This window comes from Bacteroidetes Order II. bacterium, assembly GCA_016788705.1.
Taxonomy (GTDB): Bacteria; Bacteroidota; Rhodothermia; order Rhodothermales; family UBA2364; genus UBA2364.
Genome location: JAEUSQ010000015.1, coordinates 45,105 through 71,432, shown reverse-complemented (window position 1 = coordinate 71,432; position 26,328 = coordinate 45,105). Strand labels below are relative to the sequence as shown.

Genomic DNA, 26,328 nt, shown 5'->3' with positions numbered 1-26,328 from the left:
ATCGGAGAATCGTATGAAAAAACCCACAAGTGCAGAAAACGCAAAATCTTACCAATGGGGTGAGAACGCCAAAGGCTGGTGGCTGGTGGATAACCCCCATTTGAGCGTCGTAGAAGAAGTTGCGCCTCCCGGAAATGCAGAAATCAGGCACTTACACCATCAGTCGCGACAATATCTATATGTGGTAGAAGGTGAGGCGACCGTTTCCATCGAACACGACGAATTTGTGCTACATGCAGGCGAGGGCCTCGAAATACCGCCTAAAACATATCACCAGTTTCGGAATGAATCCGGTAAAAACGTTCGGTATTTGGTGATTTCATCTCCCAAAAGTACCAACGACCGAAAAAGTTTTGATTGGTAGCATTAACGTATCGCTTTTGGCCTAACTTTTGTTTATATTACTTGTTGAGTTTGTCTAACCCCTTGACTTCTTCGTGGTAGTCGTATGAAAAAAGTCATTTTTACCTTTCTGTTAGGACTTATGGTAAGTTCGTCGGTTGTACTGGCGGCTCGTACACCCTATAAATCCTTTGACGATCTGTTGCGTATCACCCACGACCAACCCAAGTCATTCGCATTGTACCAAAATTTTCCGAATCCGTTTAATCCTTCTACGGTCATTCGCTTTGAGTTGAAAACCAAACAATATGCAAAAGTGAATGTATATAATATTTTGGGTAAGCTGATTGCTACGCTTAAAGATGAAACGATGGAACCCGGCGTTTATGAAGTGAAATTTAATGCAGGTGAATTGCCGAGTGGGGTTTATTTTTACAGCCTCGAAACCCGATCGGGTAAAATGACACGCCAAATGCTTTTGATGAAATAAGATTGCGTTTTTTTGCAGAGAAGCCTTGTTCCAACCCCGAACAAGGCTTTTTTTGTACCGACTTCTTCGAGCCGGGCAAATAAAATGTTCTTATTCGTGCATGGATTTACAGGTGAGACCCCCCATTTGGTGGTTCCTTGGGTGTATCTTGTTTTTTTTAACCTTTTAACCCGATTATGATTACCTATCGCGATGCAGGCGTGAACATTGACGCCGGAAATGAAACGGTGAGCCGCATTAAACCCTTGGTTCGGAGTACCTTTACGCCGGGCGTGCTGGCAGATATTGGTGCATTTGGCGCCTTTTTTAAACCTGATTTTACAGCTTATCAGGAACCCGTGCTGGTCTCTTCGGTGGATGGGGTGGGGACCAAGCTAAAGGTTGCTTTTTTGATGGATCGCCACAATACCGTCGGGCAAGACTTGGTAAACCATTGTGTGAATGATATTGCAGTCTGTGGGGCTGTTCCGATGTTTTTTATGGATTATTTTTCTACCGGATCCCTAAACCCAAGGGTGGTTGAAGAAGTCATTCGCGGTTTTTCTGTCGCATGTCGTGAAAATGGGTGTGCATTGATTGGAGGAGAAACGGCTGAAATGCCAGATTTATATGCGCCGGGGGAGTATGATTTGGCTGGAACGATAGTCGGTATGGTGGATCGGGCGCAAATTCTGGATGGTAGCCGTGTACAGGCTGGGGATGTTCTAATTGGATTGCCTTCTACGGGTTTACATACCAATGGTTATTCCCTTGCCCGCAAAGTGCTTTTTAGCAAGTACCAGATTCAAGATACGCCCGAAGCCTTGGGTGGACGTACAGTGGGTGAAGTTCTCTTGGATGTACATCGGTCCTATCTATCTGCTATCCAACTGCTCGCGCAGAAAGACATCGCCCATGCATTCTCGCATATTACGGGCGGTGGATTGATCGAAAATACCCGACGGGTCATTCCCAAAGGGATGACCTTACAAGTTGATTGGGGTGCTTGGGACAGACCCGCCATATTTAATTGCATACAATCCATTGGAGAGGTACCAGAAGACGATATGCGCCGAACTTTTAACCTAGGTATTGGCTTGGTTGCTGTGGTGGCGGCCTCTCAGGCCCAAGCCGCGCTGATGTTGTGGAATGAGGCTGGCGAGAAACCCATTCTGATTGGAGAGGTGGTGCAAGATACGGCAATTGCCTAAAGGAGAAATAAATGATGCATCCACGGAAAATTGGCATTTTTGGTAGTGGCAGTTGGGGAACTGCCCTTGCAGTGGGTTTGGTGGAGAAAGGTCACGATGTCACGTTGTGGGCCCGCCGCGAAGAAGCAGCCGAAACCATGAGGCAAACCCGCCATAATCCAGATTATCTTCGGGAGACGCTATTGCCCTCCGATTTGGTGATCACGCATGATTTGGCACGCGCTGCTCTGAACAAAGAAGTGTGGGTAATGGCCACGCCTTCACAGTCCATCCGAACACTGGCAACGGCCCTAAAACCCTATGCAAACAAGCGATTGGTTGTGGTCTCGGTGGCGAAGGGCATCGAAAACGGAACTTTACTTACGACTTCGCAGATATTAACGACGGCGCTTGCCCCAGTGGTTCCTCAAAGTCATATTGGTGTTTTATATGGTCCCAGTCATGCCGAAGAGGTGATTCAGGGGATGCCCACAACCGTGGTCTCTGCGGCAGGGTCTCTTGGAACGGCACAAGAGATTCAACGTACTTTTATGAGTAAAAAACTCCGGATCTATGTGAATCCGGATTTATTGGGGGTTGAAATTTCTGGTTCGGTAAAAAATGTGATGGCCATTGCTGCTGGGATCAGTGATGGCGTGGGGTATGGAGATAATACAAAAGCGGCTATCCTGACCAGGGGCATGGCCGAGATCCGGCGTTTGGGGTTGGCAATGGGGGCCCGCCCTGAAACGTTTTCTGGTTTGGCAGGAATCGGAGATTTGGTGGTAACGTGTATGAGCCGCCATAGCCGAAATCGTTATGTGGGCGAGCAAATCGGGAAGGGCCACACATTGGCCGAAATTGAAGCCGAAATGAATATGGTGGCTGAGGGCGTACGAACTACCCAATCGGTCATGGAACTTGCCCGTAAACTGCATGTAGAAATGCCCATTACCGAAGCGGTTCATTCGCTCCTGTTCGAGGGCAAAAAGCCTCAAGAAGTGGTGATGCACCTGATGAGTAGGGCGGCGAAAAATGAGGTGGACTGGCTGGGTTGATGTTCCTTTACTCCCAAATGAATGACTGTACAAGCGTTGCAGCGCCTCATCCAAATAGGAGAGGGTTTGCATATTGAGTTTAAGAAGAAGATCCCAGAGCCGGAGCGGATTGCCAAAGAAATCATTGCATTGGCTAATACAAAGGGTGGCAAAATTTTGGTAGGCATCGAAGATGATGGAACAATGTGCGGGGTACGAGATGCAGAAGAGGAACTCTTTGCATTGAAGGAGGCTATGGCCCGGCATATCTCGCCAGAGGTCGAGCATGAGATTGAGGTGGTTCCGGTGTCACGCAAAAAAGAGGTCTTGGTGCTTTCGATTCCAAACAGCCATAAAAAGCCACACTTTCTTATTTCTGCGGATGGTGTGCGGAAAATTGCTTTTGTGCGTCTGGAAGATAAAAGTATTGAAGCCAGTAAAGAAATGGTTCGGATTATGCGGGACGAGCAAAATCCGCGTGATGTCCAGTTCGAGTTTGGGGAAAAAGAACGCAAATTGATGGCCTATTTAGACCGATACGAAAAAATCACGGTTTCTCAATTTGCACGGTTGGCAGATATTCCTCCAAAGCAGGCAGCGCACACCTTGGTATTATTGGTTCGGGCGAATATTCTGATTCTAAAACCGCAAGAAGGTGAAGATTTCTATCTTGTGGCCTGAGAGATTAAACCGTTGATCTTTACTTTAAATCCAACAATTCTTATGTTGCCGTCATTACTTTTTGTTAATCACTAAATCCCTAAGGAGAAATAAGATGAGTATGATGTCCGAATTTAAAGAATTTATTGCCAAAGGCAATGTGATGGATTTGGCTGTTGGTGTGATCATCGGAGCTGCATTCCAGAAGATAGTGGATAGTTTGGTCAATGACTTGCTCATGCCGATCGTCGGTATCTTCTTGGGCGGCGTGGACTTTTCTGCACTCGAATATACTGTCGGAAGTGCAACCCTAAAGTATGGCATGTTCATTCAGGCTGTGATTAACTTTGTCGTCATTGCTTTTGTGGTCTTCCTGATTGTGCGATGGGTCAATAAAATCCGAAACAAGTAGGTGACTTTGACGATATACAAAAGGCTGTTCGTGTTTGAACAGCCTTTTTTCGTTTTGGAGCAGGTTGCTTTTATAAGGGGCGCCCTCATGGTATCATGCAAAAATCCATTTGGCGGATTGTGAAGTCCTTTCAAGAGAGCCTTCTTCCACTTCGCTTGGAGGTCATTTTATATGGACAGATCCTTTCTCTGTTTCATTCAGCAAATTTGCCTCTTGTTGAAACTTTTTTGATTCAAGGGGTGGGAGACGAAAAAGCTTTTCTGCATTTCTGGTGGTCATCTCCGCAATAGCAGATACCGAAACCCCTTTCACTTCTGCGAGTTTTTCCGCCACCCACGGTACGAAAGAAGGCTCATTTCGTTTTCCGCGTCTCGGCTGAGGAGCCAGGAAGGGAGCATCTGTTTCCAAAACCAAACGATCAAGAGGTACACGAGCGATGTCTTCCGGAACCGTACTTTTTTTATACGTCAAAACGCCGCCAAGGCCCAGATGAAACCCCAGATCAAGCGCTGCCTCCGCTACCCAAACTGGCCCACTAAAGCAATGAAAGATCCCCTTGAGCCGTTCTCCGTTTGAATGTACACGCTTTTCTTCACGGAGTAACCGTACCACGTCTTCGGAGGCCTCCCGATTATGAATTACCAGTGGCAGGTCTTGTTCTATGGCTAAACGGATGTGCCGCCGGAAAAAGTCCTGTTGCTTTTCATCAAATGTCCGGTCCCAGTAATAATCCAATCCGCTTTCGCCCACTGCTACCACTTTAGGATGGGCACAAAAAGCCACAATGTGTTCAAAATCCCGATCTGTGGCGTCTTTCACATCCGATGGATGAATAGCACTCATTACATACAAACCATCATATTGGTCTGCCAGAACTAAGGCTGCTTCAATGCTCTTGATGTCTATGGCTGGCATGACCACTCGGTGAACACCGGAATCAAATGCCCGCTGGATCATCTCGTCCCGGTCCTGGTCAAATTGTGGGAGGTAGAGATGTGCGTGTGTATCTATAAACATGAACAATTTCTTCTGCTTCTGAACAGGGTTAGGGTTTGTTTTTGAGAACTTGTACTTCTATATAACTGTTATTAAAGACTTTATGTGTGGCGCGTATAAAGTCTTTTTCGTCTGCGAAATAGATGTTGGGAACATATTTTTGCGGGTTTCGGTCGAACAAGGGAAACATTGTACTTTGGACTTGGATCATGATCCGGTGTCCTTTTTTGAAGGTATGCAAGACATCCTGCAAAGGGAATTGGATTTTTGTTTCGGTATTTGCCCGGATAGGTTGTGGTTTGTCGAATCCATTACGATAACGCCCCCGCATGATTTCACTTCGTACCATCATCTGATACCCTGCCATATGGATGTTTTTATGGGGCATATGTGGATGATTTTTAGCATTGGGAGGAAATACATCTATGAGTTTTACCACAAAATCGGCATCAGAACCCGTTGTGGCAATGTTCAGTTGCGCCAATATTTCACCGCCTAAAGTCGTGTCTTCTGTTAGTACCTCTGTTTGGAAGGTCAAAACATCGGGGCGCGTCGAAAAGCAGCGTTGATCGTCCGACATATATTGGTGCATGGTCAGACCCTCGATGGTGGGCACAAGGCATCGAGATGGCACGGGTTTCTGTGGATCGGAGACATAAGCTGCAAAATTTTTAGGCATTTGTGCTTTTGTCTCTAACTTTCCGGTATGATTAAGGTAGAACTTCAGTTTCTCGGCATTGGGGTGGGGCCATTGTTCAAATTTCTCCCATGCGTGCCGCCCTGTATCAAACAGATAAGCGTCCGGAAGCCCTGTTTTTCCATCTCCTGCTTCTTTCAAGAAATGCCGGAAAAAGGGTGCTTCCATATTTTTTTGGTAGAAAACAGCCAAACTGTCGCCAAAATAATGGTCCCCATGCATCGTATGGGCTTCTCCGCCTCCATTCCATTGACCATGCGAGAAGGGGCCCATAACCAATGTGTTGTACGTACCCGGACTGTTCCGCTCAAGGGTTTTATAGACCGTCAATGGCCCATATAAATCTTCGGCATCAAACCAGCCGCCAACTGTCATGGTGGCTGTTTTAGTGTTGCGGAGATATTGTTTTACACCCCGCGCTTGCCAAAATGCGTCGTAATCGGGATGGTTGATGATTTGATTCCAGAATTCGTTGTTTTTGTAAAACCGTGCGGTGGTGTTTTTGAGAGGTCCAAGCGAAAGTTGAAACGCATAATCATCCGGTAGGCCTTCTTGCACCATCGAAGGCAACCACCAATGTTTTTCGGTTGGTCCGCCTGTTGGGATTCCAAACAAGGGATATGTGTAAAAATAGCCTTGAGTTAAGGCGCCATTGTGGTGAAAATCCTCGAAGTAAAAATCGGTTACTGGGGCCTGTGGGCTTGCGGCGACCAAAGCCGGATGGCCAGACAAGATGCCCATTGTGGTATAAAAACCGGGATAAGATGTGCCATACTGCCCCACTTTGCCATTGTTGTGAGGAATGTTTTTAAGTAACCACTCGATGGTGTCGTAGGCGTCGGAAGCCTCGTCGGTTTCGGTTCCTTTTTTGTTAGGGATAAACGGACGGACATTGGTCCAGTCGCCTTCCGACTTGTAGCGCCCTCTCACATCCTGATTCACAAAAATGTACTTTTCTTTAACCATGGTTTCGGAAGGTCCGGGCCTGCTTGAATAGTTGTTTAGGCCATACGGTGCTACTGAGTAACATGTACGCATGAGAACCATGGGATAGGTCTGGTGCTCCGATGCCTCTTTGGGGACATAGACAATGGTAAACAACTTTACGCCATCGCGCATGGGAATATAGTACTCGTATTTTTGGTAGTGCGTTTTTACCCAAGCAGCATTAATCGTTTGCCCTACTACAAATATGGGAGCAACGACAAAAAGTCCGATGAGGAATAGCACACGGAGGTGAAGTCGTGACGGATTCATACGATTGTGTTATCTGGTTATTTTAAAGAATTAGGGTTTAACTTGTTTGGAGGAATCCGATAGTGGTGTACCGCCCGTGCAACTGCATCGACCGATTCTCCTACTTGTTGCTTGGCTATGTTGATTTTAATATGGGCCTGTTCATAAAACGGTTTTCGGACAGCCAATATCTCGGAAATCCGCTTATACAAAACCGTTCGAGAAACCACTTGTCCATTTTCATCCAACAAGAGCGGGCGATGGGTACTATACCGCAGCCGCTCGGTTAGTTCCTCCGCAGATAAGGCAAGATACACCACCAAACCATTCCGAAGCACCCATTTTAGGTTTTCCGGTTGCACAAGCGAGCCACCCCCCAATCCAATTACATGGTGTTTCAAGGTAGCGGTTTTAAACAATGCCTCGGATTCTACACGCCGGAATGCTTTTTCTCCAAACTGGGTAAAGTATGTAGGAATATCCATTCTAATGTGTTTTTCTACCTCTACATCCAGATCCAGAAACATATAGCCCAAGACATTAGACAAAATGGTGCCGATGGTACTCTTTCCGCACCCCATAAATCCGGTTAAGTAAATCCGTTCGGGCATGATTGTTCTTAACTTTAAGGAAATGGTGCAAGGTAGTGCTTTAAGTCGTCTGTATGCAAGCAATACAAAACCGCTCAGCGGTACATTCTGACCGAAACCCTAGACCAGATGACTTTCTGAATTCAATATCTAAAATTTTATGGTGACCTATCGTTTATTAATAGAATATGATGGTGCTTCCTTTGCCGGATGGCAAATTCAGGAGAACCGGATGACCATACAGGAGACCCTCGAAAAAGCACTTTATGTCTTGTTTAAGCAAGAAATTAGGCTGATTGGATCGGGCAGAACAGATGCAGGGGTACATGCCCGTGGACAAGTTGCCCATTTTGTGGCACCACGGTTGATTGAACCATACCGCCTGCAAAAATCCTTGAATGGCCTTGTGCCTGCAACTATTGCCATCCGTGCTGTAGAAGAAGCCCCGACAGGTTTTCATGCCCGATTTGATGCAACAGAGCGCGGGTATAGATATCGGATTTCCACCAAACCGTTTACCTTGGAACGTGGCTTTCGCTGGTTGGTAAGACCTGTTCCAAACATAGACCAGATGAACGAAGCCGCCCGTTTTTTGGTGGGAGAGCATCATTTTGGCTCATTCTGCCTTACCCAATCCGAAACCCAAAACCGGATTTGTTTCGTTACTCGTGCCGAGTGGATTTCGGAAGCCACCGAAGGGTTTTATTGTTTTGAAATTGCTGCCAATCGTTTTTTGCATGGGATGGTGCGTGCGATTGTGGGAACGTTGATGGAAGTAGGGCATGGTAAACGAAACCCAGAATCCCTTAAAACCATTCTTGCTTCACAAGATCGTCGGATGGCTGGATATGCAGCACCAGCATATGGCTTAGTGTTGGAATATGTTCGCTATTAATCTATCATAACTATGTCTCATTTGGTTTACCAACGAATTTACACATTTCTTTTGTTATCGCTTGTAGTTCTGTTTACTGGGTGTGAGCGTGAGTTTGTTGAACCTAAAGCCCCTGGCATTAAAGTGTTTTCGCCACAAAACCCAGATGTGGTGGTGGATGATTTTACTGTTTTTGTTTCCGTAGAGGCGTCTTCGTTTCAAGAGATTAAAAACGTTACGATACGTGGCGATGAGGTCGCTTTTAATCGGGCCAATGGGAGATGGGAAGGCAACGTGAGCCTTAAATCGGGTGTGAACACCATTGTAATTGCCGCAACCGATATAGATGGGTTGGTAGCGCGGGATACCCTCCAAATTCTTCGCTTGTACCCCCGTCTAACCCCCGGCTCAATCACAGTGCCCTATGCCGTTGGCGGACATAGTGCGACCCTCTTGCCAACAGGTCAGTTGCTTATCTCTGGCGGTGCCAAACGCTATAATGATCCGGCAATAAACGAAGCATTTGTGATTGACCCACAAAATGAGTCGCCGCAACTGACCCGTGGCCGCATGGTTGCTGCCCGAACCGGACATGCTTCGGTCGTTTTGCCGGATGGCCGGGCACTCCTCCTGGGCGGAAGTAGGAGGGATAATCCGGTTACCATCAATGACTTGGTAGAAACCGTAGAGGTCTATGATCCCGAATTAGAAGTTTTTTCGACGGTGCCAGTGGGTTTTAGCGATCCCATTCGTCGGACAAACCACGTGGCTTACACCATGCCTGACCCCCAAAAACCAAAAGACTTGCTCATTTACCTTTTTGGTGGACGAGGTGATATTCGCTATGGCACCTCGCCTACCCTGGGTACACGGCAGGATTTACGGGTATTTCGCTTCCGAAACGACTCTTTGTTGTCTGCAGGGCCTACATTCGGATTTATTTTTAAACCGATGGAAGGACCGAGCCTCATCCGGTATCTCACCCTCAATAATCCTTCAGAACAACGTTTTTTGATTACTGGGGCGCGTTTTTCGAGTACCTCAGCACCCTCTTCTGCGAATTTTCGCCTCTACCAGCGAGGCACTTCTCTCACCGAGGTGCCGATGGCCGCTTTTAAATCGTCAAGAATCCGTCATAGCAGTAGCATTTTGCCCAATAATGTCATAGTTTTCATGGGTGGTGTAGTCAATGCACCCAACGACGCACTTCGGAGCATCGAAGCTTATGCACCGCTCTCCCAAAAGATGTATCGCTTTGGTGAAACCGTTTTTTTACCCGAACGGCGTTTTGGTCATACTGCAACTAATTGGACAAATGGACGAATATTGGTTATAGGGGGATTTGACCAAAATGGGAATGCCCTCTCTGCCTCGCACTATTGGACGTTTTAATGCTATGAAAACCAGTTTACAACATATTCTTCGCTTACTCATGATTGCCATTGTTTTGATGTCGGCCTTTTCGCTGTTAGGCGTGGTGGTGGATATTGCCCAAACACTCTTAGGCATTAGCCTGCGCATGCTGGTCTTGCTTTTGGTGGTCTTTATTGTTTTGGGCGTGGTGAATGGCATTTTAAACCGCAAGAAATAAACGGCTTTATGATAAATTGAGAATCCTTCGTCTGTCACTGGCGGAGGATTTTTTTTGTCTTGCTCATTTCCTGTCAAGAGCCAACCTTTATAGCGAACAGCATCGTATCTTGAATGTCAAAAAGTGCTAATATGTCTTTGGATAGCTTGCTCAATACCGAAAAACGTTGGATGAAATATGCCTTGAAAGAAGCAGAACGAGCCGCCCAAGCAGGGGAGGTTCCTGTGGGTGCTGTGGTGGTAAAGGAAGGGATGATCATCGGGCGCGGCCATAACCAAGTGGAACAATTACAAGACCCTACAGCCCATGCCGAAATTCTGGCCATTACTGCTGCCTGTGAAACCCTTGGAACCAAATGGTTGTATGGCTGCACACTCTATGTGACCTTGGAGCCTTGTCCAATGTGTTCTGGTGCTTTGGTGATGGCACGTCTTGCGCGATTGGTTTTTGGCGCTTTCGACGAAAAAGCAGGGTGCTGTGGAACGTTGCACAATTTGGTTCAGGACAAGCGCTTTAACCACCGGATGGAGGTTGTATCGGGCGTAGAGGCAGACCTCTCGGCACAACTACTTAAAACATTTTTCCATCAGCAACGGATGCGGCCTGAAAACGCCCAAAATAATTAATCGGTTATCTAAAATGTACGATATAGTAATCATTGGAGCCGGGCCATTGGGTCTTGCCTGCGGGATTGCCGCCAAGCGCGCCGGGCTTTCGCATCTGATCCTCGAAAAAGGGGCTTTGGTACATTCGTTTGTTGGTTATCCCACCGACTTGGAATTTTTCTCCACGCCAGAATTGTTAGAAATTGGCGGCATCCCCTTTACCACCCGCCATTATAAACCGGTCCGTGCGGAGGCTTTGGAATACTACCGTCATGTGGTACGGGTGGAAGAGCTGAACATCCGATTATACGAGCGGGTCATTGAAATTGGTGGAGAAGTAGGTGGATTTGGCATCCAAACCGAAAAAGGATTATACGAGGCAAAAGATGTGGTCATTGCTACGGGTTTTTTTGATTGCCCAAATCCATTAGAGGTGCCGGGAAGCGGTCTTCCTAAAGTTATTCACTACTACAAAGAGCCTTTTGCCTATGCCCAACAAAAAGTAGTGGTAATTGGTGCCAAAAACTCTGCTGCAAAGGCGGCACTAGACCTTTACCGACATGGTGCGGAAGTAACATTGGTGATTCGAGGAGCGGAAGTTTCGGATAAGGTGAAATATTGGATTAAGCCGGATTTGGAGAATAGGATTCAAGATGGATCCATCAAAGCCTATTATTATTCGACCATACAGGAAATTGCCGAACAGCATATCGTAGTAAATACACCCAATGGATTGACCCGAATGGAGAACGATTGGGTTTTTGCCATGACAGGCTATCGGCCAGACTTCGAGATGCTACGTCATTTTGGATTGGCGTTCGAGTCGGACGTTTGGCAGACGCCGATCCACAACCGCGAAACCATGGAGAGCAACCGCGCTGGTGTTTATCTGGCGGGTGTGGTGTGTGGCGGATTGCGCACCAATGTCTGGTTTATTGAAAATAGCCGCATTCATGCCGATATGATTGTGGCAGATATTCTTAAAAAGCGCGTCCTGGCTTAGGGGGCTTGTAAGACTTGTTGGGCCATTCCGTTGCTAGGGTCAATCGTCAAAGTACGTTTTGCCATCGCAACAGCATCTGCTTTACGTCCTATCTGGTAATAAACAGCAGCCAAGGTTCCCATGGTTGCTGCATTATTTGGAACCAATTGTGCCGATTGTTCCAAAAGCGGTTTGGCTTCTGCGAAGCGGTTGGTTTGGATATAAAGCGAGGCCAAATTATTTAGCATGGCCGCATTATTTGGATTCAGGCGCGTAGTACGCCGGAACATTTGTTCGGCTTCTTTTAGGGCGCCTCTCTTCGCAAACAAAACTCCCAGATTCCCCAAGCCATTGAGGTGATCCGGATTGAGTCGTACCGCCTGCAACAGGTATTTTTCGGCCTCTGCGGCATTATTTTGTTTAAAGAAAAGCGTTCCAAGGTTATAGTTGGCTTCGGTTTGCCACGGGTCTTCTACAACGGCGGCCTTGTATGCCTCAATTGCTTCGTTTAGTCTTCCTTGGGTTTCCAGCAAACGTCCCAAATTGGTGCGGATATTGGCTGCGGCAGGTTGTATTTCCAACGCCTTACGGTATAGTTTTTCGGCCTCATTGGCCGGTCTTCCAGCGGCCTCGTAGGCTTGTGCCAGTCCATTCAGCCGTTCCGGAATGCCACTGTTCTGGGCGTTGGCCTTTTCCATCCACGAAATGGCCTCATCGAATGCGCCCTGAAGAAAAAGTGCATAACCCAGCGAGAACATGGCTTCACCCATCTTGGGGAAGTTTGGCAGGCGCTCCCTGAGCAAGTCAATGCCTTTCTGTAACAAATCTTCTCGGTCCATCCGACGGCCATAAACCATATACGCCATGCCCGCATAAATGTCGGCTTCGGGAGACTTGTCTGGAAAGTGAGGCTTTAGTTCAATCGGGCCAGTCTTTACCGACTCCTCGTACCGCACTTTGCCTGAACGAACCACACGCACCAAATGATCTGTGAATGAAGAGTGCGGCGCATCGGCAGTTTGCGTCTTTGGCATATGACACGAGATACAATTTGAGGTGGTCTGATGGTTTGTTTTTTCATTCACAGCCACTTTTGCGGGTAAGGCTGCTGCAGGGTGGCACGAAAGGCATTGCTTATTAAAATAATCGGTCCCTTTTTTCCTAAAACCCTCGTGTGGATCGTGGCAAGTGGTACAATCCATTGGCTTCTTGGTGGATATAGCGCCTATAAAGCAAGCACTTTCTTTCATCCGATCGGCATGAGATACCACCGAAATTTGGCCATTTGCATCTGCATTGGCCACTTTAAATACCGAAACATGGGTGGATAATACCATCGAAGGGCGGAAATCAAAGGCTTTTACGCCTTCGCGCAAGAGCGAAACGGGGCCATGTAAATGGCATTGCTGACAGACATCTAATCGGCGGTCTAAAGAAAGGTGTTTGGGATTTACAATGGTATAATCGGTCCCTTTAATATCCGGATCTGCCGTCCGTTCTTCAACGTGCAGCGAACCGGGCCCATGGCAGCGCTCACAACTGATTCCCTGTGGCATTTTTGTGTATTTCCCTTCAACAAAAGGTACGCTTTCCGGATACGAATTATGGCAGGCCATGCAACGATCGGGTATCTCGCGGCTGAAACGAGCGTTTTTTTCTTGGTATCCGGGGCTGAAAGACCATTTTTTTTCTTGGGTGTACCATGTGAGCGGAAGTTCATAATGTCGGCCATTCTCTACGGTAATATAGGTGCGTGCTGCTGTACCGCTTCCCACCACATAGTTCATCTCACGTATAAGAGAAGTAGTCTTTTCTCCATTTTCCATACGGTATTCTTCCTGAAAAAACTTTCCACCTTCACGGAACGGGCGGTAATAATAACCAGTGGCCTCGTGGAAAATGGGGGCAGTACCAAAGTTTTCGACCGTATTCGCATCCGTCAAGGCATAAAACGAGTTAGCCATCCCGTGCGACTCGTAGCGGGCCACCAAGTCTTCGTGGCAAGTGGCACAGGATTCGTCACCAACAAAGGATGCGCCAAGGTTTTTAAAGGGATTAGGGGCCGACGAAAGGTCAGCGTCATCCGATCCTGTCTGACAGGCTGCGACGAAAAAAAACATCCCCAACACCAAGAAGGGGAGCAGTACCCAAGAAATGTGAGTGGTAAAACGATTCATAGTGCGCAATTGAATGATCCAATAATTTAGGATTTTCGGATGCGTCATACAAATTTTTATGACCGATGCCATAATTTCTAAAGCCCGATCTTGTTGCCGTGTTCAACTCGTTCACCAAATAGGGCTTGCTGATAATAAATCGCATCGTCATTAATAATCTTATCGTTATTTTAAGCTGTTATATAACGGTTCCGGTATTGCCGAAGGCAGGGCGATTCAGCACTACTGTTGATTTGAAAAACTAATGTTCGGTTTAGTACAATAGTTTCACAGAAGTACGTCATCCCCGCTTTTGGCAATACCTTGTTATGGGCAGTTTTTTGCCCGTTAACTTTGTTCTGTATAATTTTTGAAGTTATTTAAAATCGCTTGCCAACCTTGTTGTTGCATTTCAACTGGATTTTGCGTTTCGGGGTCAAAAGTTACATTAACTGTGGTCTGCCCGTTTTGCTCTTTGAACACGACTGAAGCTTGTCGCCCACCAAATTCATAGGCAAAACTTTCACCATTGTGTATTTCTGTATAAACGGCTTCAAAGTCAAAGCCAAAACTTCCGTCTTTGGCTTCCATTCTTGCTTTGTAAACACCTCCAACTTTCATATCATTCGTAGCAGTCGGACAATGCCAGCTTGGGTCGGCAAAATTCCAATTTACAATGTGTTTCGGGTTTGTGTAACAGTCCCAAACTTTCTTTGCGTATGCATTTATGGTTGTCGTTACCGTTATTTTATTGTCCATAATTAAGTTATTTAAGTTCCGATAGAATCAGTTTTTTCATTTTAAAAGTGTTCGTCAATGCTTTTTCTTTTACTGCAGGGTCTTCACTATTAATAAGTTCAACATATTCAACAGGAACTACTTGCCACGATAAACCATACTTGTCTTTGCACCAACCACAAACACCTTCTTCGCCTCCATTAGTTGTCAAAGCCTTCCAAAAATAATCGGTTTCGGCTTGGTCTTCGGTATTGATTACGAAAGAAACAGCTTCATTAAATGTAAATAATGGTCCTGCTGCAAGAATGGAAAATTCTACTCCTGCAATTTCCATTATTGCGGTGTCAAATTCTTGTCCTCCAAATTCAGGCGGATTTTTAAATTTCTGATAGTCTTTCAATTTACCGTCTTTGAAAATAGATAGGTAATAATCTGCTACTGCTTTTGCGTCTTTTTCAACCCAAAGGCAAGGTGTAATTTTTTGTTGAACTTTCATATCAATTATTTTTTACTGTTTGTTTTGTTTGTGTAGTGTCTCGGTAAAATTGCCACTAACTCATGAATACAAAAAGTACGACAAATTTATTATTCTTTTTGAAGATTCAGCCTATCAAATGGACCACTCCCGCCTACAGCTTTGGGGAATGGCCTAAATTAAATAAAAATAAGTAAATAAAAAAAGATTGCGGTTGTATCTAAAGGAGTTTTAGGTTGAATCAACAACTACCAAGATGCAGCAATCCTTCTCCGACAAAATACGTCAATTCGTTTTTGGCATCAAGTTCCCGCTTCGCTTTCCGGCATTAAAGACCTTTTCCGATATGTTGAGCGCCAAGACGCCTTAGCCAAATTCCGGTTGTAGTTGATGCATGGTCTTTCTCCGAAAAAGGCGAATATGTGGATAGATCAAATGCCGGTAGGCAAGACAAAAGTGCTTCCGAAAGTCCGGTTTAGGAAACGTTGGGGGATTGAAGCGTTTTTCCAAAGCATCAAAAAGCGTGATATGGACGTAGCATCGTCTCGACTTAGCTTGGATTGGTTTTGTACCCTGCTCGACGTTGTTTTTGTTGCGGCAGCGCTACTGATGCACGTTGGGCACTGGCTACACCCCCATCATAAGGCCATTCGTTTGAAACCCCATAAAGACCGGAACGACAAAATCATCAATACCTCCAAACGAAAAAGTTTTCTCCGGCATGGTTTCGATATGCTCCAGTCCGCTGTCCAAAGACCAAAAGCAAACAAACTCCCACAATAATGGATGATGGAAACCTTCTTCAAGAACGATCCAAAATGGCTTATACACTTGTTTTTTATTCGCTTATAAAAGTGTAGGGGGAGTGGCCTTAGATATACTCATGTAAGTAATCTGACACTTGAAAAAATAAAAAGCCTATTTGATAGGCTGAATCTTAAAAAAGTACGACGAAACTTTCATATATTGACCAGTCATGCCTCATCCTAAAAGACGACACGACCGACAATAAACAAACAGAAAAGCGAACGAAAAATGCCAACACTTCGAAAAATTAAAAGAGCTGTTTCCCTTTCCACCAGCCGACACAAAACAGCACATTTAATTTTGGCCCCAACGCACCCAAGCCCACTCACCACCCGAGACAAATAGTTGACTGCACAGAATGGTTTCTAAATTATTGTTCGTACATTTGCGAACAATAAAACGATAAAAGATGCCAAAAATTATTAAAAACGAGTATTTTACCAAATAGCAAGAACAGACCGCAAGATTTGCAAAAGCACTAGGACACCCTGTTCGCATTGCAATTTTGGAATTACTCAATTCTCAGGCATGTTGTTTTCACGGAGATATGGCTGAAGAACTTCCAATCGCCAAATCCACACTTTCTCAACATTTAAAGGAATTAAAAGACGGAGTATTGATTTAGGGTGATATTACACCACCTACAACGAAATACTGCATCAATAGAGAAAATTTAAAACTTGCTAAATCGTTGCCGAACAAGGTTTTTGAATAATTTTTTCAAAATAGTGTTCGTAATATTGCGAACTACGAATTAATATTCGTAAGTTTGCGAACTGAATAAATAAAAAACCAAAAATATGACACAGATAAAAGTATTAGGACCAGGTTGCCCAAAGTGCAAAACCACCTACAGCAATGTGCTTGAAGCACTCAAACATACCAGCATTTAAGCCAATGTAGAAAAGGTAGAAGACATAGAAGAAATGATGAAGTACAATGTGCTCACCACGCCAGTATTGATGATTGATGACCAAATCAAAATCAAAGGCAGGGTTGCACAAGTGAACGAAATTATTGAACTCTTGAAGAAATAAACCAATGGAAAATCAAAATTTAGTAAAAGAAATTTGCCCAACGACTACTCAAGAATGGGTGAAAAGCGGAGCGTTATTGGTTGATGTCCGTGAAAAAGATGAAGTAAGAGAATTGGCTTATGATGTGCCTAATATTATTAATATTCCGCTAAGTGAATTTGAAGAACGCTTTAATGAAATCCCCAAGGATAAAGATGTGGTAATGGTTTGCAAAGGTGGTGGCAGAAGTTTAAGAGCGGCAGGTTTTTTAGTAAATCACGGTTATGATAAAGTTGTGAATATGCAACACGGTATTGCTCGTTGGGTGCAAAAGGACTTTCCGATTAAAGGGAATACATCTATAGTTTCAGGCAGTGATTCTTGTTGTTCAACTTCGGGTTGTTGCTAAAAGTTAATTATGTTTGATTGGATACAACATTTCGCTGACTGGCTCATTTACTCCGTTTTTGGTTTAGGTACAGAAACCCGTTTGGGAACGTCACTTAATTTCTTTGTGTACGACTCATTGAAAATTCTCATTCTGTTGTTTTTGATTGTGTTTTTAATGGGCATTGTGAATGCTTATTTACCCATTGAAAAACTCAAGAATTTTCTAAATAGAAAAAAATTGTATGGCTTAGAATATTTGTTTGCTTCCATATTTGGAGCCATAACACCTTTTTGCTCTTGTTCTTCCGTACCCTTATTCATCGGTTTTGTACAAAGTGGTATCCCTTTAGGAGTAACTTTTGCTTTTCTGATTACTTCGCCTTTGGTGAATGAAGTAGCCATTGCAATGTTTATTGGAATGTTTGGGATAAAAGCAACCATCATTTACGCAGCATCAGGTATTTTATTGGGTACGTTTGGCGGTTGGTTTTTGGGCAAACTCGACCTTGTACCTTTGCTTTCTGATTGGGTTAAGAAAATTTTGGAAAACAAAATGCAACAAGGCGAATATGAAGAAGAAAAATTGACTTTTCGCCAACGATTACCTGAAATTACTCGTGGTGCTTGGGATATCGTAAAAGGTGTTGTTTTGTATGTGATAATCGGTATTGGTATTGGAGCGGCAATGCACGGTTATGTTCCCGAAAACTTTTTTGGGCAATATTTAGGTGGTGGACAATGGTGGACAGTTCCGCTTGCCGTAATTGTTGCAGTGCCTATGTATGCCAATGCCGCAGGAATTGTCCCTGTGATTCAAGTTTTTGTTACTAAAGGTGTCCCACTTGGAACTGGAATTGCTTTTATGATGGCAACCGTTGGATTGTCAATACCAGAAGCCACACTACTTAAAAAAGTAATGACAATGAAATTGATAGCAATCTACTTTGGGGTGGTTACATTATTCATCATCCTTTCAGGATTCTTATTTAACATCTTATTATGAAAAACAAAACGGAAATATTGCTTGAACTTTGGATAGAATCCCGAACATGATTTACCAATCAGTTAGATAATTTATCCGAAATAGATTTACAAAAGAAACTTGGCACTTCGCCCAATTTGGTTGGTTTTTTAACTCGCCACATTGGTGATGTAGTGTTGCTTTTTGCCAAAAATGTATTTGGCGACAGTTCAATAAAAGTAACGGCAAAAACAGTCATCTAAAAACGAGATACAGGCGAATGGACAGATTTGGAAGGCTTAAAAAACTATGTAGCTGAATCTTTTGAAAAACTGAAATCAATAGTGGAGAAGCAATCAGACGAAGATTGGGAAAGCTCCATCACTACAAAACAATTTGGAACAAAAACCAAAGCAGAAGCCTTTGGCAGAATTGTTTCACATACGGCTTACCACGCAGGTCAATTGGCAATTATTAATAAATACGAAACCATTTAAAATTTAAATACAATGAAATCAAATAAGTTTATTCTATCATTTGCAACACTAGTGATGTTGCTTTTTACCACTTGTAACAGCGAAGCACAAAACACCAAGTAATCTTCTATTGCGAAATCTGACGCTAAAATTGAAGTCATTCAATTTCACTCTGAACATCGTTGTATGACTTGCAACAAGATAATTTTTTTTGTGAATAAGAAAAAGAGAGGGTGCACTCAAATTTACAATACACATGCAACCTATAGGTTTCCAAATTAATATTGAAAGTATGGATGGCTGCTTGTGGAAACTTATGATATACACCTATTTTTTTAACGACTAAAATGAAATTAGTTGAAGAGCTTCAATTATTCTTTTGAATTCTTCACAGACTTCGGAAGGAGCCCTAATAGTTGTTATAGTAACTGTTCCATAAGGCAATTGTTCCTTAATTGTAATCTTACAAGGAGCCAAGGCGGAACACGTAATACTGCTCAAAGTAACCACCTTTGAATTAAGGGATATATTCATGGGTGCATTTTCTATGCCATAGGAAATAGCATAATTATATTTAGCAGTATTTGGAAGTGGTTTGGCATTAATACTTGAATAAGTTGTTAACATTAATACTGCATTTTCTTAAGTTTCGCGCTTTTTCTTAATCAACCCATCCAATTATGACTTGCTAAAGTAAACACTCTAACAAACATTCAATTAGACAAAACAATAGATAAAACAATAGATAAAAGTCTGCTTCTATGCAGTTTATTTGGATTGCAACCTAAGTTGGACCGGCCCAACCCCATACTTGCGTTTGATCGCCTTTCCAAAGGCATCTTGGTTTTGGAAGCCAAGTGCTAAGGCAATCTCACCAATGCTACAAGACGTTTCGCACAGCAAGAATGCCCCAACAGCCATTGTATGTTCTGAACAGAATTCTTTTGGTTTCATCCCAACCCATTTTGCGAATAAGCGGGAAAAGTTTTGGTCTTGGAAACCACATTCGGCCTTGGCTTCACTGATTCGGTATCCATTAAAAAGATTTCGTAATAATAGGAGGTAGAATTCTTTAATCTTGGCTGGGCATTCAATCGGGAGAATTTGTTGTAAAAGAAGAGCAAGATATCCTTCAATAACAGCATGTAAAAGTTCTTCTTCTTCAAGAATGCTAAGCTTAGATTTGTTTAAGCCTTCTTTTATTGTCAAGTTGAGGCTTGAGGCTTGAGGCTTGAGGCTTGAGGCTTGAGGCTTGAGGCTTGTCATTCTTCATTGATCTATGTCTTTGTAAATATATGTTTTACGGGCAAGGGCAAGTACTATTCTACAATATATGTAGTATGCACTATCTTAAAGAGAGGATAGTGTTTTTACCGTTCACTTTTTTATATCAAACACTTATCTTGTTTTATTCACTTTCTGTTATATAATACATTTAATACCTATATTTACCCATATTAAATAAAGACAATTATTAAATATTCATAAATTAGAGTTTGGTTTTATACTTATCTATAGAGTACCCGCTTTAGGTAAAATAAAACTGAACGGGTAAATCCAGGGTTGTTTTATTGCTTATCAGAGCCTTGTAACACTTCCGATTCATGGAAAAAAGTGCCTGTTTGCTTATGTTGGGCTAAATTTTTTAGGGCTTGTGCCACTTTTTTAGCCTCAATTGCGCGATACCGTCGTAGCGGTCCCACCATGATCCAACTTGTCCAGTAGGCGAAGTGTGTTGCAAAGGCTTCTCCGGGACGGTGCTCTGCACGGTTTCCGAGTAGCAAAGAAGGGCGTAATATGTGCAGTATAGGATAGCCTATTTTTGATAATTTTTGCTCTACTTCTCCTTTCATGCGATTGTAAAAGATACGCGATTTTGGATCTGCCCCCGTTGAAGTAACAATCAGGAATTGCCGTGCGCCGTGTGCCAAGGCTTGTTGTGCCAATTGGACGGGGTAGTCCACTTCCACGCGGTATTGCGCCGCTTGCGTGCCTGCCGCCTTGATGGTGGTTCCAATACAACAAAACACCTCGTCTGTGGGCGTTTGAAAGTCCAATTGCTCAAAGTTTATGATTTGCTCCTTTAATTTGGGGTGGATTTGGCCGGAAGGTTTCCGCACCAATAAAATCACACGACTATACTGATCGTCAGCCAGCAACAAATCCACCAAGTGGCGGCCAACTAAGCCCGTTCCGCCCATGACAACAGCTGTTTTCATATAAAAATGATTTTTAGTTTTTCTTTAAGGCTACAAAACTCCATAAAGAATATTTTTCGACATCAATATTTTTACAATGACGTATAAGTATTATCGTATTATTTTTTCTTTTTATAAGATGTCTTTGATGTAAAGTGAGCGGCATCTTTTGTGTTTTTTTTGATTAGAGTTTCCATCAAAAACCTTAAGTATTTATGTCTGGATGTGTATATACTTCGCAAGATGTCATGCACATAATTAATAAAATATGCACGCCTGATAGTTCCATAAAATTACACCTTAATTGGCATTTGCAATTAACTCAAACACAGGTACATTTACCCAAAATTGCTCTCCATTTTCCCGTTCCATCCGATATGCCCCCTCCATTTTACCTTTAAGGGTTTCGAGGATGCAGAAACTATTGTAGGCATGGGTTTCTCCGGGTTCGATAACGGGTTGTTGTCCTACCACGCCTTCGCCCTCCACGAAATCTATCCGGTTATTGCCGTGATCTATCCGCCATTTCCGGCTGAGCAGTTGAACGGTGGCCGTGCTATGATTCGTCACCTCGATAAAGTAAGCAAATACAAATCGGCGGCTAAAGAAGTCGGATCGGCCATCCAGATAGAGGGGACGTACCGTGACCGTTATGGCTTGGGTTGTTTCGGCGTACTTGATCATGGGTTCAAAATATTGGATCTATGAGACATTTTAAGGACAAATACTTGGTGACACAGCAAAAGCCGCCGCCGAAGTGGGTTAAAGAACCGCTCTTCTTGGAATTATCCCCAAAGATTTTATTAGAATATATAACGGACCTTGAAAAAAAATAACAGTTCCGTACTTTAATCTTTTACAAAACCATTATGGAGGATGTTGTACGTCCCACAGGGTCCTCCGAATCCATCATCGTAGTTGTCTTGTATGGAAGTAGCAATACAGAAACCCGTAACATCGCTCGACGAAGTAACCATTCTTTTTGCCGGAGATTCTGGCGACGGGATGCAACTCACGGGCACGCAATTTACCCTCGCCACAGCGCTTGCGCTCAATGATTTGGCCACTCTTCCGGATTTTCCCGCCGAAATTCGCGCACCACAAGGGACTACCTACGGGGTCTCGGCCTTCCAGATCCATTTTGGCTCTAAAGACATCCATACCCCTGGAGACGAGGTAAATCTTTTGGTAGCCATGAACCCCGCTGCATTAAAAGTAAACCTGCATCGGGTTCGTAAGGGCGGCACGTTGCTGGTAAACAGCAATGCTTTTGGTAAACGGGATTTAGACTTGGCGAAATATACTGAAAATCCACTTGAAAACAGTTCATTGGATGGATTTCAGGTGATTAAAGTTCCTTTCACCACCTTGACGTATGAAGCCCTTAAGCCCTATGGACTGGACAAGAAGACGATGGATCGAACCAAAAACATGTTTGCTTTAGGGTTATGTTTATGGATGTATTCACGTCCGATCGAACCGATTCAAAAACTGATTGCCCAGAAGTTTTCGAAAAAGCCTCAGATTGTTGAAATTAACACAACCGTTTTACAAAAAGGTTGGAATTATGGCGAGACCACCGAGGCCATTGCCGTTCGATATATCGTCAAGCCTTCCACGCAACTTCCCAAAGGGACTTATCGCTCCATTCACGGCAATGAAGCCATTGCCCTTGGTCTTGCGGCTGTTGCAGACTGTGGCGATCTTGACGTGCTCTATGCCTCATACCCAATCACGCCGGCCTCCGACATTCTGCACCAAGTTTCTGGTTTGAAGCATTTTGGCATCAAGACCATACAGGCGGAAGATGAAATTGCGGCGGTGGGGGCTGCAATCGGTGCCAGTTTTGGTGGGGTACTGGGTGTAACAGGTACTTCGGGTCCAGGGTTGGCCCTCAAAATGGAGGCCATTGGGTTGGCCGTTATGACCGAGTTACCACTTGTGGTGATCAATGTTCAGCGGGGCGGCCCCTCTACGGGTTTGCCCACGAAAACGGAACAGGCAGATTTATTGCAGGCGATGTATGGCCGGAATGGAGAAGCCCCCGTTTGTGTTTTGGCTGCTTCTACGCCCGGCGACTGTTTTTATATGACTTACGAAGCCTGTCGGATTGCCTCTAAATACATGACGCCCGTGATTTTGCTCACCGATGGCTATCTGGCGAATGGGGCAGAACCGTGGTTAATTCCCCAAGTAGAAACCCTTCGTCCGTTTGCGTCTCCTTTTGCCACTACGCCCAACGCCACGGTGAACGACCAATCGGTCTTTCATCCTTACGTCCGAGACCCTGAAACCCTTGCCCGTCCTTGGGCCAAGCCCGGAACGCCCGGATTAGAGCACCGCATTGGCGGTATCGAAAAGGCAGACGGTGTGGGGAACGTAAGTTATGATCCCGACAACCACCACTTTATGGTAAAAAGGCGGGCCGAAAAGGTGCAGCGCATCCAACAGGAAATTCCGACTACCGAAATTTTTGGAGACGCCACCGGCGAACTCTTGGTTGTGGGTTGGGGCGGAACCCGTGGTGCCATCGAAGCAGCGGTGAGCAACTTGCGCGAAAAAGGGCTTCGTGTTTCGGCGATTCACTTGCGGCACTTAAACCCTTTACCCCCCGACCTATCCGACATTTTTAAGGGTTTCCGCCAGTATTTGGTGCCGGAGTTGAACAACGGGCAGTTGGTACGGATTTTACGGGATCAGTATCTCCTGAATTTTATACCATACGACAAAATTCAAGGCCAGCCCTTTAAATCCTCCGAAATTGAAGGAAAAATTTTAGAAATGGTGTCCTCATGAGTCCTTCTATTCGCAATATTGCCCACCAAGCCGGCATTGCATTGCTCATCATAGGCGTGCTTGCAGTCATTATGTGGCCGCAGCACTATGGCATGGGCTTGGTAATTTGGGGCATGGGCGTAGTGGCCATGTTATTGGGCCATAAAACCTGGGGCAGCAAGACAACACTGATCGCCCTTTCCATAGCGGTTTATTTTGCGTATCAGGTTATCTTTTTTGTTAACAACAAAACAGAGCCAGAAACGTTTCTCCTGCCGCAAGACTTTAAGGGCGAAGTGCGTGTGTTGTATAGCCAATTTCGGGGTAAGCCAGAACAAAAAGAAGAAAAACGCATTATTCATCGGATAGATAGCACGGGTGTTTTGTTTTCTCAATTTAAATTCGTTCCGGGATTTGTGGATTGGCAGTTTTATTATGAAGGCAAAGACGGAAACAGAACCCCCATCTATTATAAGGCGTCCAAAGACGAACGCCTGCCGGAAGGCGCGGTTGGCATCCATGACTTAGATGCCGAGGTGTTCCATAAAGAACCCTCGATGCACTTTTTTGTTGGAACCGAAGCCGATTTCAAAAACCGCTCGCCCAAATTGCGTGCCCGCTTAGATTCTTTGGTTCTTTTACAGTTAAACGCAATAACCCGACGATAAAGTCTTTATAAACAAGTACCTATGCAAAAAAATGGTAACATGCCCACCCTTTCGGAAAAACCCGCTGTGGGTCGAATGTTCGGTGGCGATGGGGCAAATGCGGAGGCCAAACTAACCGCCAGCAGTTTTAAGACGGATCAGGATATTCGGTGGTGCCCAGGCTGTGGTGACTACTCTATCTTGGCACAAACCCAGCGCATCATGCCAGACCTTGGCATACCGCGTGAAAAAACAGTCTTTTTGTCGGGAATTGGTTGCTCCAGTCGGTTTCCGTATTACATGAACACCTATGGCTTCCATTCCATACACGGACGTGCGCCCGCCTTTGCAACAGGCCTTAAAACAGCACGGCCAGAGTTGGATGTCTGGCTGATTACCGGCGATGGCGACGCCCTCTCTATCGGTGGCAACCACCTTATTCACCTTTTGCGCCGCAACCTTAATATTCAGGTTTTGCTTTTTAATAACCAGATTTATGGACTCACCAAAGGCCAATACAGCCCGACCTCCGAACAAGGAAAGGTAACCAAATCCACGCCATATGGCTCCTTAGACCATCCGTTTAACCCTTCGGCGGTAGCGCTTGGCGCCGACGGCACCTTTGTGGCCCGTTCGCTAGACCGAGACCCTAAGCACATGCAGGCGATGTTGAAGCGCGCCCATGCCCATACGGGTACTTCATTGGTTGAGGTTTATCAAAATTGTAATATTTTTAATGACGGAGCTTTTTTCGAGTTTACCGAATCTGCCTCTAAGCCTTTCCGGTCGCTCTTTGTGGAACACGGCAAACCCCTGCTGTTCGATAATGGCAAAAAGGGGATCCGTTTAGAAGGCTTAAAACCCAAGGTGGTCTCTTTGGAAGAAGGGGGGGTTTCTGCAGACGACTGTATTGTTTATGATGAAACCAGCCGTGAACTGGCCACGATGATCACACGGATGTTCGACGCAACCATGCCCCGGCCTTTTGGGGTATTTTATGTGGAGAACCGTCCTACCTATGACCAGCAGGTGGCGGAACAAATGGAAGAAGTCCTTCAAAAGCGTGGAAAAGGCCGTTTGGCTTCCTTGCTCAACAGCGGGGATACGTGGGAAGTCCAATAAGCCGCGCCTTGATGCAACACTTAAAGAGGCGGCCTTCATCGGGACCGCCTCTTTTGATCTTATCAAGAACAAAACGCTTCTATAACGTGGTGTTTTTATGTTCGTAACATCTTGTTAATCCAATACGTACCTGTGGCATCCTATTTTGCCCAATCTTCTATAAATGCCAACCCCAAACCGATGAATTCCCCCTCGCTTCCCTTATCTGGTACCACCCGAAACGACGCAGGTTTCTCGTATCAAGTCGCCAATATCGTATCGTACACCTTGAATCCACTCACGTTATCGCCGATAGGCGCGGCGTTATGGTCCCTACATTTCGGCGGACCCAAGAGCCAGGTTTGGGCGGTAACCGGAATTACGACGTTCTTTTTTTGTGTGATTCCCCTGCTATATCTGATCTGGATGGTTAAAACCGGGCGAACATCCTCGGTTGAAGTTCGGGAGCGCGAAGCGCGAAATACGCCGATGATCTTCGGCATGTTCGGTGCTGTCTTAGGCGGTTGGGCCTTGATCCAATTCACTAATTTACATCCGGCATTTGCTGTTGCATTGGTAGCGATGCAAGTGGCCAATACCCTCTTGATGCTCACCATCACCCAATGGTGGAAAATTTCCCTCCACATGACCGGAATGTCGGGTTTTGTGGCTTCACAGTTCTACATTACCCAACAAATTTGGGGACTTCCCACACTCGATATTGTCACGCCCCTATGGGTTTGGCCGCTTTTCCTGACGATCCCCCTTCTTATGTGGTCGCGCGTACGAGTGGGTGCGCATACCCCAATGCAGGTAGTGGCTGGTGCCGGATTATCCTTTCCGACCACTTATGCGGTTCTTCATCTCGTATTTGGCTGGATGTATAACCTTGTTTTTTAAAGATTAG

The 26,328-nt window shown here is 44.8% G+C and carries 30 protein-coding genes and 1 pseudogene; 22 read left to right on the top strand and 9 right to left on the bottom strand.

Annotated elements, in window-relative coordinates:
* Positions 1-13 precede the first annotated feature (13 nt).
* The 6 genes from JNN12_03115 (at position 14) to mscL (ending at position 4,110) form a co-directional block, all read left to right on the top strand.
* Positions 14-364 (top strand): cupin domain-containing protein, encoded by a 351-nt coding sequence (locus tag JNN12_03115; GenBank protein MBL7977305.1) that lies wholly within the window; start codon positions 14-16, stop codon positions 362-364.
* A gap of 84 nt (positions 365-448) precedes the next feature.
* Positions 449-832 (top strand): T9SS type A sorting domain-containing protein, encoded by a 384-nt coding sequence (locus JNN12_03110; GenBank protein ID MBL7977304.1) that lies wholly within the window; start codon positions 449-451, stop codon positions 830-832.
* A 176-nt stretch (positions 833-1,008) separates the two neighbouring features.
* A complete protein-coding gene (locus JNN12_03105; GenBank protein MBL7977303.1) occupies positions 1,009-2,022 on the top strand; it encodes a phosphoribosylformylglycinamidine cyclo-ligase in 1,014 nt (337 codons plus the stop codon).
* Positions 2,023-2,033: 11 nt separating this feature from the next.
* Complete coding sequence (locus JNN12_03100; GenBank protein ID MBL7977302.1) at positions 2,034-3,059, top strand: NAD(P)H-dependent glycerol-3-phosphate dehydrogenase; 1,026 nt, start codon at positions 2,034-2,036, stop codon at positions 3,057-3,059.
* A gap of 21 nt (positions 3,060-3,080) precedes the next feature.
* Positions 3,081-3,719 (top strand): putative DNA binding domain-containing protein, encoded by a 639-nt coding sequence (locus tag JNN12_03095; GenBank protein MBL7977301.1) that lies wholly within the window; start codon positions 3,081-3,083, stop codon positions 3,717-3,719.
* 100 nt (positions 3,720-3,819) lie between these two features.
* The gene (gene mscL / locus JNN12_03090; protein MBL7977300.1) at positions 3,820-4,110 is read left to right on the top strand and encodes a large conductance mechanosensitive channel protein MscL; all 291 of its coding nucleotides are present in this window, start codon (positions 3,820-3,822) and stop codon (positions 4,108-4,110) included.
* Positions 4,111-4,272: 162 nt separating this feature from the next.
* On the opposite strand, the gene JNN12_03085 is transcribed toward mscL, so the two are convergent.
* The 3 genes from JNN12_03085 to JNN12_03075 are packed head-to-tail and all read right to left on the bottom strand — an operon-like array spanning position 4,273 to position 7,650.
* A complete protein-coding gene (locus tag JNN12_03085; GenBank protein MBL7977299.1) occupies positions 4,273-5,127 on the bottom strand; it encodes a TatD family hydrolase in 855 nt (284 codons plus the stop codon).
* 28 nt (positions 5,128-5,155) lie between these two features.
* Positions 5,156-7,060 carry a CocE/NonD family hydrolase gene (locus JNN12_03080; protein ID MBL7977298.1) on the bottom strand — a complete coding sequence of 635 codons (1,905 nt, stop codon included), beginning with the start codon at positions 7,058-7,060 and terminating at the stop codon, positions 5,156-5,158.
* A 17-nt stretch (positions 7,061-7,077) separates the two neighbouring features.
* Complete coding sequence (locus JNN12_03075) at positions 7,078-7,650, bottom strand: shikimate kinase (protein ID MBL7977297.1); 573 nt, start codon at positions 7,648-7,650, stop codon at positions 7,078-7,080.
* 139 nt (positions 7,651-7,789) lie between these two features.
* On the opposite strand from JNN12_03075, the gene truA reads away from it, so the two are divergent.
* The 5 genes from truA to JNN12_03050 all read left to right on the top strand — a co-directional run bounded on the left by truA (position 7,790) and on the right by JNN12_03050 (position 11,702).
* Positions 7,790-8,524 (top strand): tRNA pseudouridine(38-40) synthase TruA, encoded by a 735-nt coding sequence (gene truA, locus JNN12_03070; protein ID MBL7977296.1) that lies wholly within the window; start codon positions 7,790-7,792, stop codon positions 8,522-8,524.
* Between the two features lie 12 nt (positions 8,525-8,536).
* Complete coding sequence (locus tag JNN12_03065) at positions 8,537-9,895, top strand: hypothetical protein (GenBank protein ID MBL7977295.1); 1,359 nt, start codon at positions 8,537-8,539, stop codon at positions 9,893-9,895.
* A gap of 4 nt (positions 9,896-9,899) precedes the next feature.
* Positions 9,900-10,094, top strand: coding sequence for a hypothetical protein (locus tag JNN12_03060; protein MBL7977294.1), 195 nt, complete (start codon positions 9,900-9,902; stop codon positions 10,092-10,094).
* A gap of 131 nt (positions 10,095-10,225) precedes the next feature.
* A complete protein-coding gene (locus JNN12_03055) occupies positions 10,226-10,720 on the top strand; it encodes a nucleoside deaminase (protein ID MBL7977293.1) in 495 nt (164 codons plus the stop codon).
* Between the two features lie 13 nt (positions 10,721-10,733).
* The gene (locus JNN12_03050) at positions 10,734-11,702 is read left to right on the top strand and encodes a YpdA family putative bacillithiol disulfide reductase (protein ID MBL7977292.1); all 969 of its coding nucleotides are present in this window, start codon (positions 10,734-10,736) and stop codon (positions 11,700-11,702) included.
* On the opposite strand, the gene JNN12_03045 is transcribed toward JNN12_03050, so the two are convergent.
* The 3 genes from JNN12_03045 to JNN12_03035 form a co-directional block, all read right to left on the bottom strand.
* A complete protein-coding gene (locus JNN12_03045) occupies positions 11,699-13,906 on the bottom strand; it encodes a tetratricopeptide repeat protein (protein ID MBL7977291.1) in 2,208 nt (735 codons plus the stop codon). The genes JNN12_03050 and JNN12_03045 overlap by 4 nt on opposite strands.
* A gap of 279 nt (positions 13,907-14,185) precedes the next feature.
* A complete protein-coding gene (locus tag JNN12_03040) occupies positions 14,186-14,596 on the bottom strand; it encodes an SRPBCC family protein (protein MBL7977290.1) in 411 nt (136 codons plus the stop codon).
* Positions 14,597-14,603: 7 nt separating this feature from the next.
* Positions 14,604-15,071 (bottom strand): VOC family protein, encoded by a 468-nt coding sequence (locus JNN12_03035; protein MBL7977289.1) that lies wholly within the window; start codon positions 15,069-15,071, stop codon positions 14,604-14,606.
* Between the two features lie 399 nt (positions 15,072-15,470).
* Between JNN12_03035 and JNN12_03030 the strand changes: the two genes are divergently transcribed.
* The 7 genes and pseudogenes from JNN12_03030 to JNN12_03000 all read left to right on the top strand — a co-directional run bounded on the left by JNN12_03030 (position 15,471) and on the right by JNN12_03000 (position 18,721).
* The gene (locus JNN12_03030) at positions 15,471-15,833 is read left to right on the top strand and encodes a hypothetical protein (GenBank protein MBL7977288.1); all 363 of its coding nucleotides are present in this window, start codon (positions 15,471-15,473) and stop codon (positions 15,831-15,833) included.
* Positions 15,834-16,353: 520 nt separating this feature from the next.
* Positions 16,354-16,572, top strand: a pseudogene (locus JNN12_03025) (winged helix-turn-helix transcriptional regulator).
* Between the two features lie 85 nt (positions 16,573-16,657).
* Positions 16,658-16,750, top strand: coding sequence for a thioredoxin family protein (locus JNN12_03020; GenBank protein MBL7977287.1), 93 nt, complete (start codon positions 16,658-16,660; stop codon positions 16,748-16,750).
* A gap of 33 nt (positions 16,751-16,783) precedes the next feature.
* A complete protein-coding gene (locus JNN12_03015; protein ID MBL7977286.1) occupies positions 16,784-16,894 on the top strand; it encodes a thioredoxin family protein in 111 nt (36 codons plus the stop codon).
* A 4-nt stretch (positions 16,895-16,898) separates the two neighbouring features.
* Positions 16,899-17,282 carry a rhodanese-like domain-containing protein gene (locus tag JNN12_03010; GenBank protein ID MBL7977285.1) on the top strand — a complete coding sequence of 128 codons (384 nt, stop codon included), beginning with the start codon at positions 16,899-16,901 and terminating at the stop codon, positions 17,280-17,282.
* Positions 17,283-17,291: 9 nt separating this feature from the next.
* Positions 17,292-18,266, top strand: a complete 975-nt coding sequence (locus tag JNN12_03005; GenBank protein MBL7977284.1) for a permease — start codon at positions 17,292-17,294, stop codon at positions 18,264-18,266.
* Positions 18,267-18,514: 248 nt separating this feature from the next.
* On the top strand, positions 18,515-18,721 hold the full coding sequence (locus JNN12_03000; GenBank protein MBL7977283.1) for a DinB family protein: 207 nt from the start codon (positions 18,515-18,517) through the stop codon (positions 18,719-18,721).
* Positions 18,722-19,468: 747 nt separating this feature from the next.
* Here JNN12_03000 and JNN12_02995 read toward each other — a convergent pair.
* From JNN12_02995 to apaG, 3 genes are all read right to left on the bottom strand, one after another.
* A complete protein-coding gene (locus JNN12_02995) occupies positions 19,469-19,966 on the bottom strand; it encodes a helix-turn-helix transcriptional regulator (protein MBL7977282.1) in 498 nt (165 codons plus the stop codon).
* Positions 19,967-20,268: 302 nt separating this feature from the next.
* Positions 20,269-20,919 (bottom strand): oxidoreductase, encoded by a 651-nt coding sequence (locus JNN12_02990; protein MBL7977281.1) that lies wholly within the window; start codon positions 20,917-20,919, stop codon positions 20,269-20,271.
* A 279-nt stretch (positions 20,920-21,198) separates the two neighbouring features.
* The gene (apaG, locus tag JNN12_02985; GenBank protein MBL7977280.1) at positions 21,199-21,582 is read right to left on the bottom strand and encodes a Co2+/Mg2+ efflux protein ApaG; all 384 of its coding nucleotides are present in this window, start codon (positions 21,580-21,582) and stop codon (positions 21,199-21,201) included.
* Positions 21,583-21,825: 243 nt separating this feature from the next.
* Here apaG and JNN12_02980 point away from each other — a divergent pair, with 243 nt between their 5' ends.
* From JNN12_02980 to JNN12_02965, 4 genes are all read left to right on the top strand, one after another.
* Positions 21,826-23,694, top strand: a complete 1,869-nt coding sequence (locus tag JNN12_02980; GenBank protein ID MBL7977279.1) for a 2-oxoacid:acceptor oxidoreductase subunit alpha — start codon at positions 21,826-21,828, stop codon at positions 23,692-23,694.
* A complete protein-coding gene (locus JNN12_02975) occupies positions 23,691-24,341 on the top strand; it encodes a hypothetical protein (GenBank protein ID MBL7977278.1) in 651 nt (216 codons plus the stop codon). Before JNN12_02980 ends, JNN12_02975 begins: the two co-directional genes overlap by 4 nt.
* 21 nt (positions 24,342-24,362) lie before the next feature.
* A complete protein-coding gene (locus tag JNN12_02970; protein ID MBL7977277.1) occupies positions 24,363-25,442 on the top strand; it encodes a 2-oxoacid:ferredoxin oxidoreductase subunit beta in 1,080 nt (359 codons plus the stop codon).
* 180 nt (positions 25,443-25,622) lie between these two features.
* Entirely contained in the window at positions 25,623-26,321 is a 699-nt protein-coding gene (locus tag JNN12_02965) for a hypothetical protein (protein ID MBL7977276.1), read from the top strand.
* Positions 26,322-26,328: the final 7 nt, after the last annotated feature.

Coding starts and splice junctions, on each gene's coding strand:
- JNN12_03075 (MBL7977297.1), bottom strand. CDS start 7,650: ATGCCCGAACGGATTTACTTAACCGGATTTATGGGGTGCGGAAAGAGT.
- JNN12_03115 (MBL7977305.1), top strand. CDS start 14: ATGAAAAAACCCACAAGTGCAGAAAACGCAAAATCTTACCAATGGGGT.
- truA (MBL7977296.1), top strand. CDS start 7,790: ATGGTGACCTATCGTTTATTAATAGAATATGATGGTGCTTCCTTTGCC.
- JNN12_03060 (MBL7977294.1), top strand. CDS start 9,900: ATGAAAACCAGTTTACAACATATTCTTCGCTTACTCATGATTGCCATT.
- JNN12_02990 (MBL7977281.1), bottom strand. CDS start 20,919: ATGAAAACAGCTGTTGTCATGGGCGGAACGGGCTTAGTTGGCCGCCAC.
- JNN12_03015 (MBL7977286.1), top strand. CDS start 16,784: ATGATGAAGTACAATGTGCTCACCACGCCAGTATTGATGATTGATGAC.
- JNN12_03020 (MBL7977287.1), top strand. CDS start 16,658: ATGACACAGATAAAAGTATTAGGACCAGGTTGCCCAAAGTGCAAAACC.
- JNN12_03055 (MBL7977293.1), top strand. CDS start 10,226: ATGTCTTTGGATAGCTTGCTCAATACCGAAAAACGTTGGATGAAATAT.
- JNN12_03095 (MBL7977301.1), top strand. CDS start 3,081: ATGACTGTACAAGCGTTGCAGCGCCTCATCCAAATAGGAGAGGGTTTG.
- JNN12_02980 (MBL7977279.1), top strand. CDS start 21,826: ATGGAAGTAGCAATACAGAAACCCGTAACATCGCTCGACGAAGTAACC.
- JNN12_03010 (MBL7977285.1), top strand. CDS start 16,899: ATGGAAAATCAAAATTTAGTAAAAGAAATTTGCCCAACGACTACTCAA.
- JNN12_03080 (MBL7977298.1), bottom strand. CDS start 7,060: ATGAATCCGTCACGACTTCACCTCCGTGTGCTATTCCTCATCGGACTT.
- apaG (MBL7977280.1), bottom strand. CDS start 21,582: ATGATCAAGTACGCCGAAACAACCCAAGCCATAACGGTCACGGTACGT.
- JNN12_03100 (MBL7977302.1), top strand. CDS start 2,034: ATGATGCATCCACGGAAAATTGGCATTTTTGGTAGTGGCAGTTGGGGA.
- JNN12_02995 (MBL7977282.1), bottom strand. CDS start 19,966: ATGACAAGCCTCAAGCCTCAAGCCTCAAGCCTCAAGCCTCAAGCCTCA.
- mscL (MBL7977300.1), top strand. CDS start 3,820: ATGATGTCCGAATTTAAAGAATTTATTGCCAAAGGCAATGTGATGGAT.
- JNN12_03105 (MBL7977303.1), top strand. CDS start 1,009: ATGATTACCTATCGCGATGCAGGCGTGAACATTGACGCCGGAAATGAA.
- JNN12_03030 (MBL7977288.1), top strand. CDS start 15,471: ATGTGGATAGATCAAATGCCGGTAGGCAAGACAAAAGTGCTTCCGAAA.
- JNN12_03045 (MBL7977291.1), bottom strand. CDS start 13,906: ATGACGCATCCGAAAATCCTAAATTATTGGATCATTCAATTGCGCACT.
- JNN12_03110 (MBL7977304.1), top strand. CDS start 449: ATGAAAAAAGTCATTTTTACCTTTCTGTTAGGACTTATGGTAAGTTCG.
- JNN12_02970 (MBL7977277.1), top strand. CDS start 24,363: ATGCAAAAAAATGGTAACATGCCCACCCTTTCGGAAAAACCCGCTGTG.
- JNN12_02965 (MBL7977276.1), top strand. CDS start 25,623: ATGAATTCCCCCTCGCTTCCCTTATCTGGTACCACCCGAAACGACGCA.
- JNN12_03065 (MBL7977295.1), top strand. CDS start 8,537: ATGTCTCATTTGGTTTACCAACGAATTTACACATTTCTTTTGTTATCG.
- JNN12_03040 (MBL7977290.1), bottom strand. CDS start 14,596: ATGGACAATAAAATAACGGTAACGACAACCATAAATGCATACGCAAAG.
- JNN12_03050 (MBL7977292.1), top strand. CDS start 10,734: ATGTACGATATAGTAATCATTGGAGCCGGGCCATTGGGTCTTGCCTGC.
- JNN12_03085 (MBL7977299.1), bottom strand. CDS start 5,127: ATGTTTATAGATACACACGCACATCTCTACCTCCCACAATTTGACCAG.
- JNN12_03035 (MBL7977289.1), bottom strand. CDS start 15,071: ATGAAAGTTCAACAAAAAATTACACCTTGCCTTTGGGTTGAAAAAGAC.
- JNN12_03005 (MBL7977284.1), top strand. CDS start 17,292: ATGTTTGATTGGATACAACATTTCGCTGACTGGCTCATTTACTCCGTT.
- JNN12_02975 (MBL7977278.1), top strand. CDS start 23,691: ATGAGTCCTTCTATTCGCAATATTGCCCACCAAGCCGGCATTGCATTG.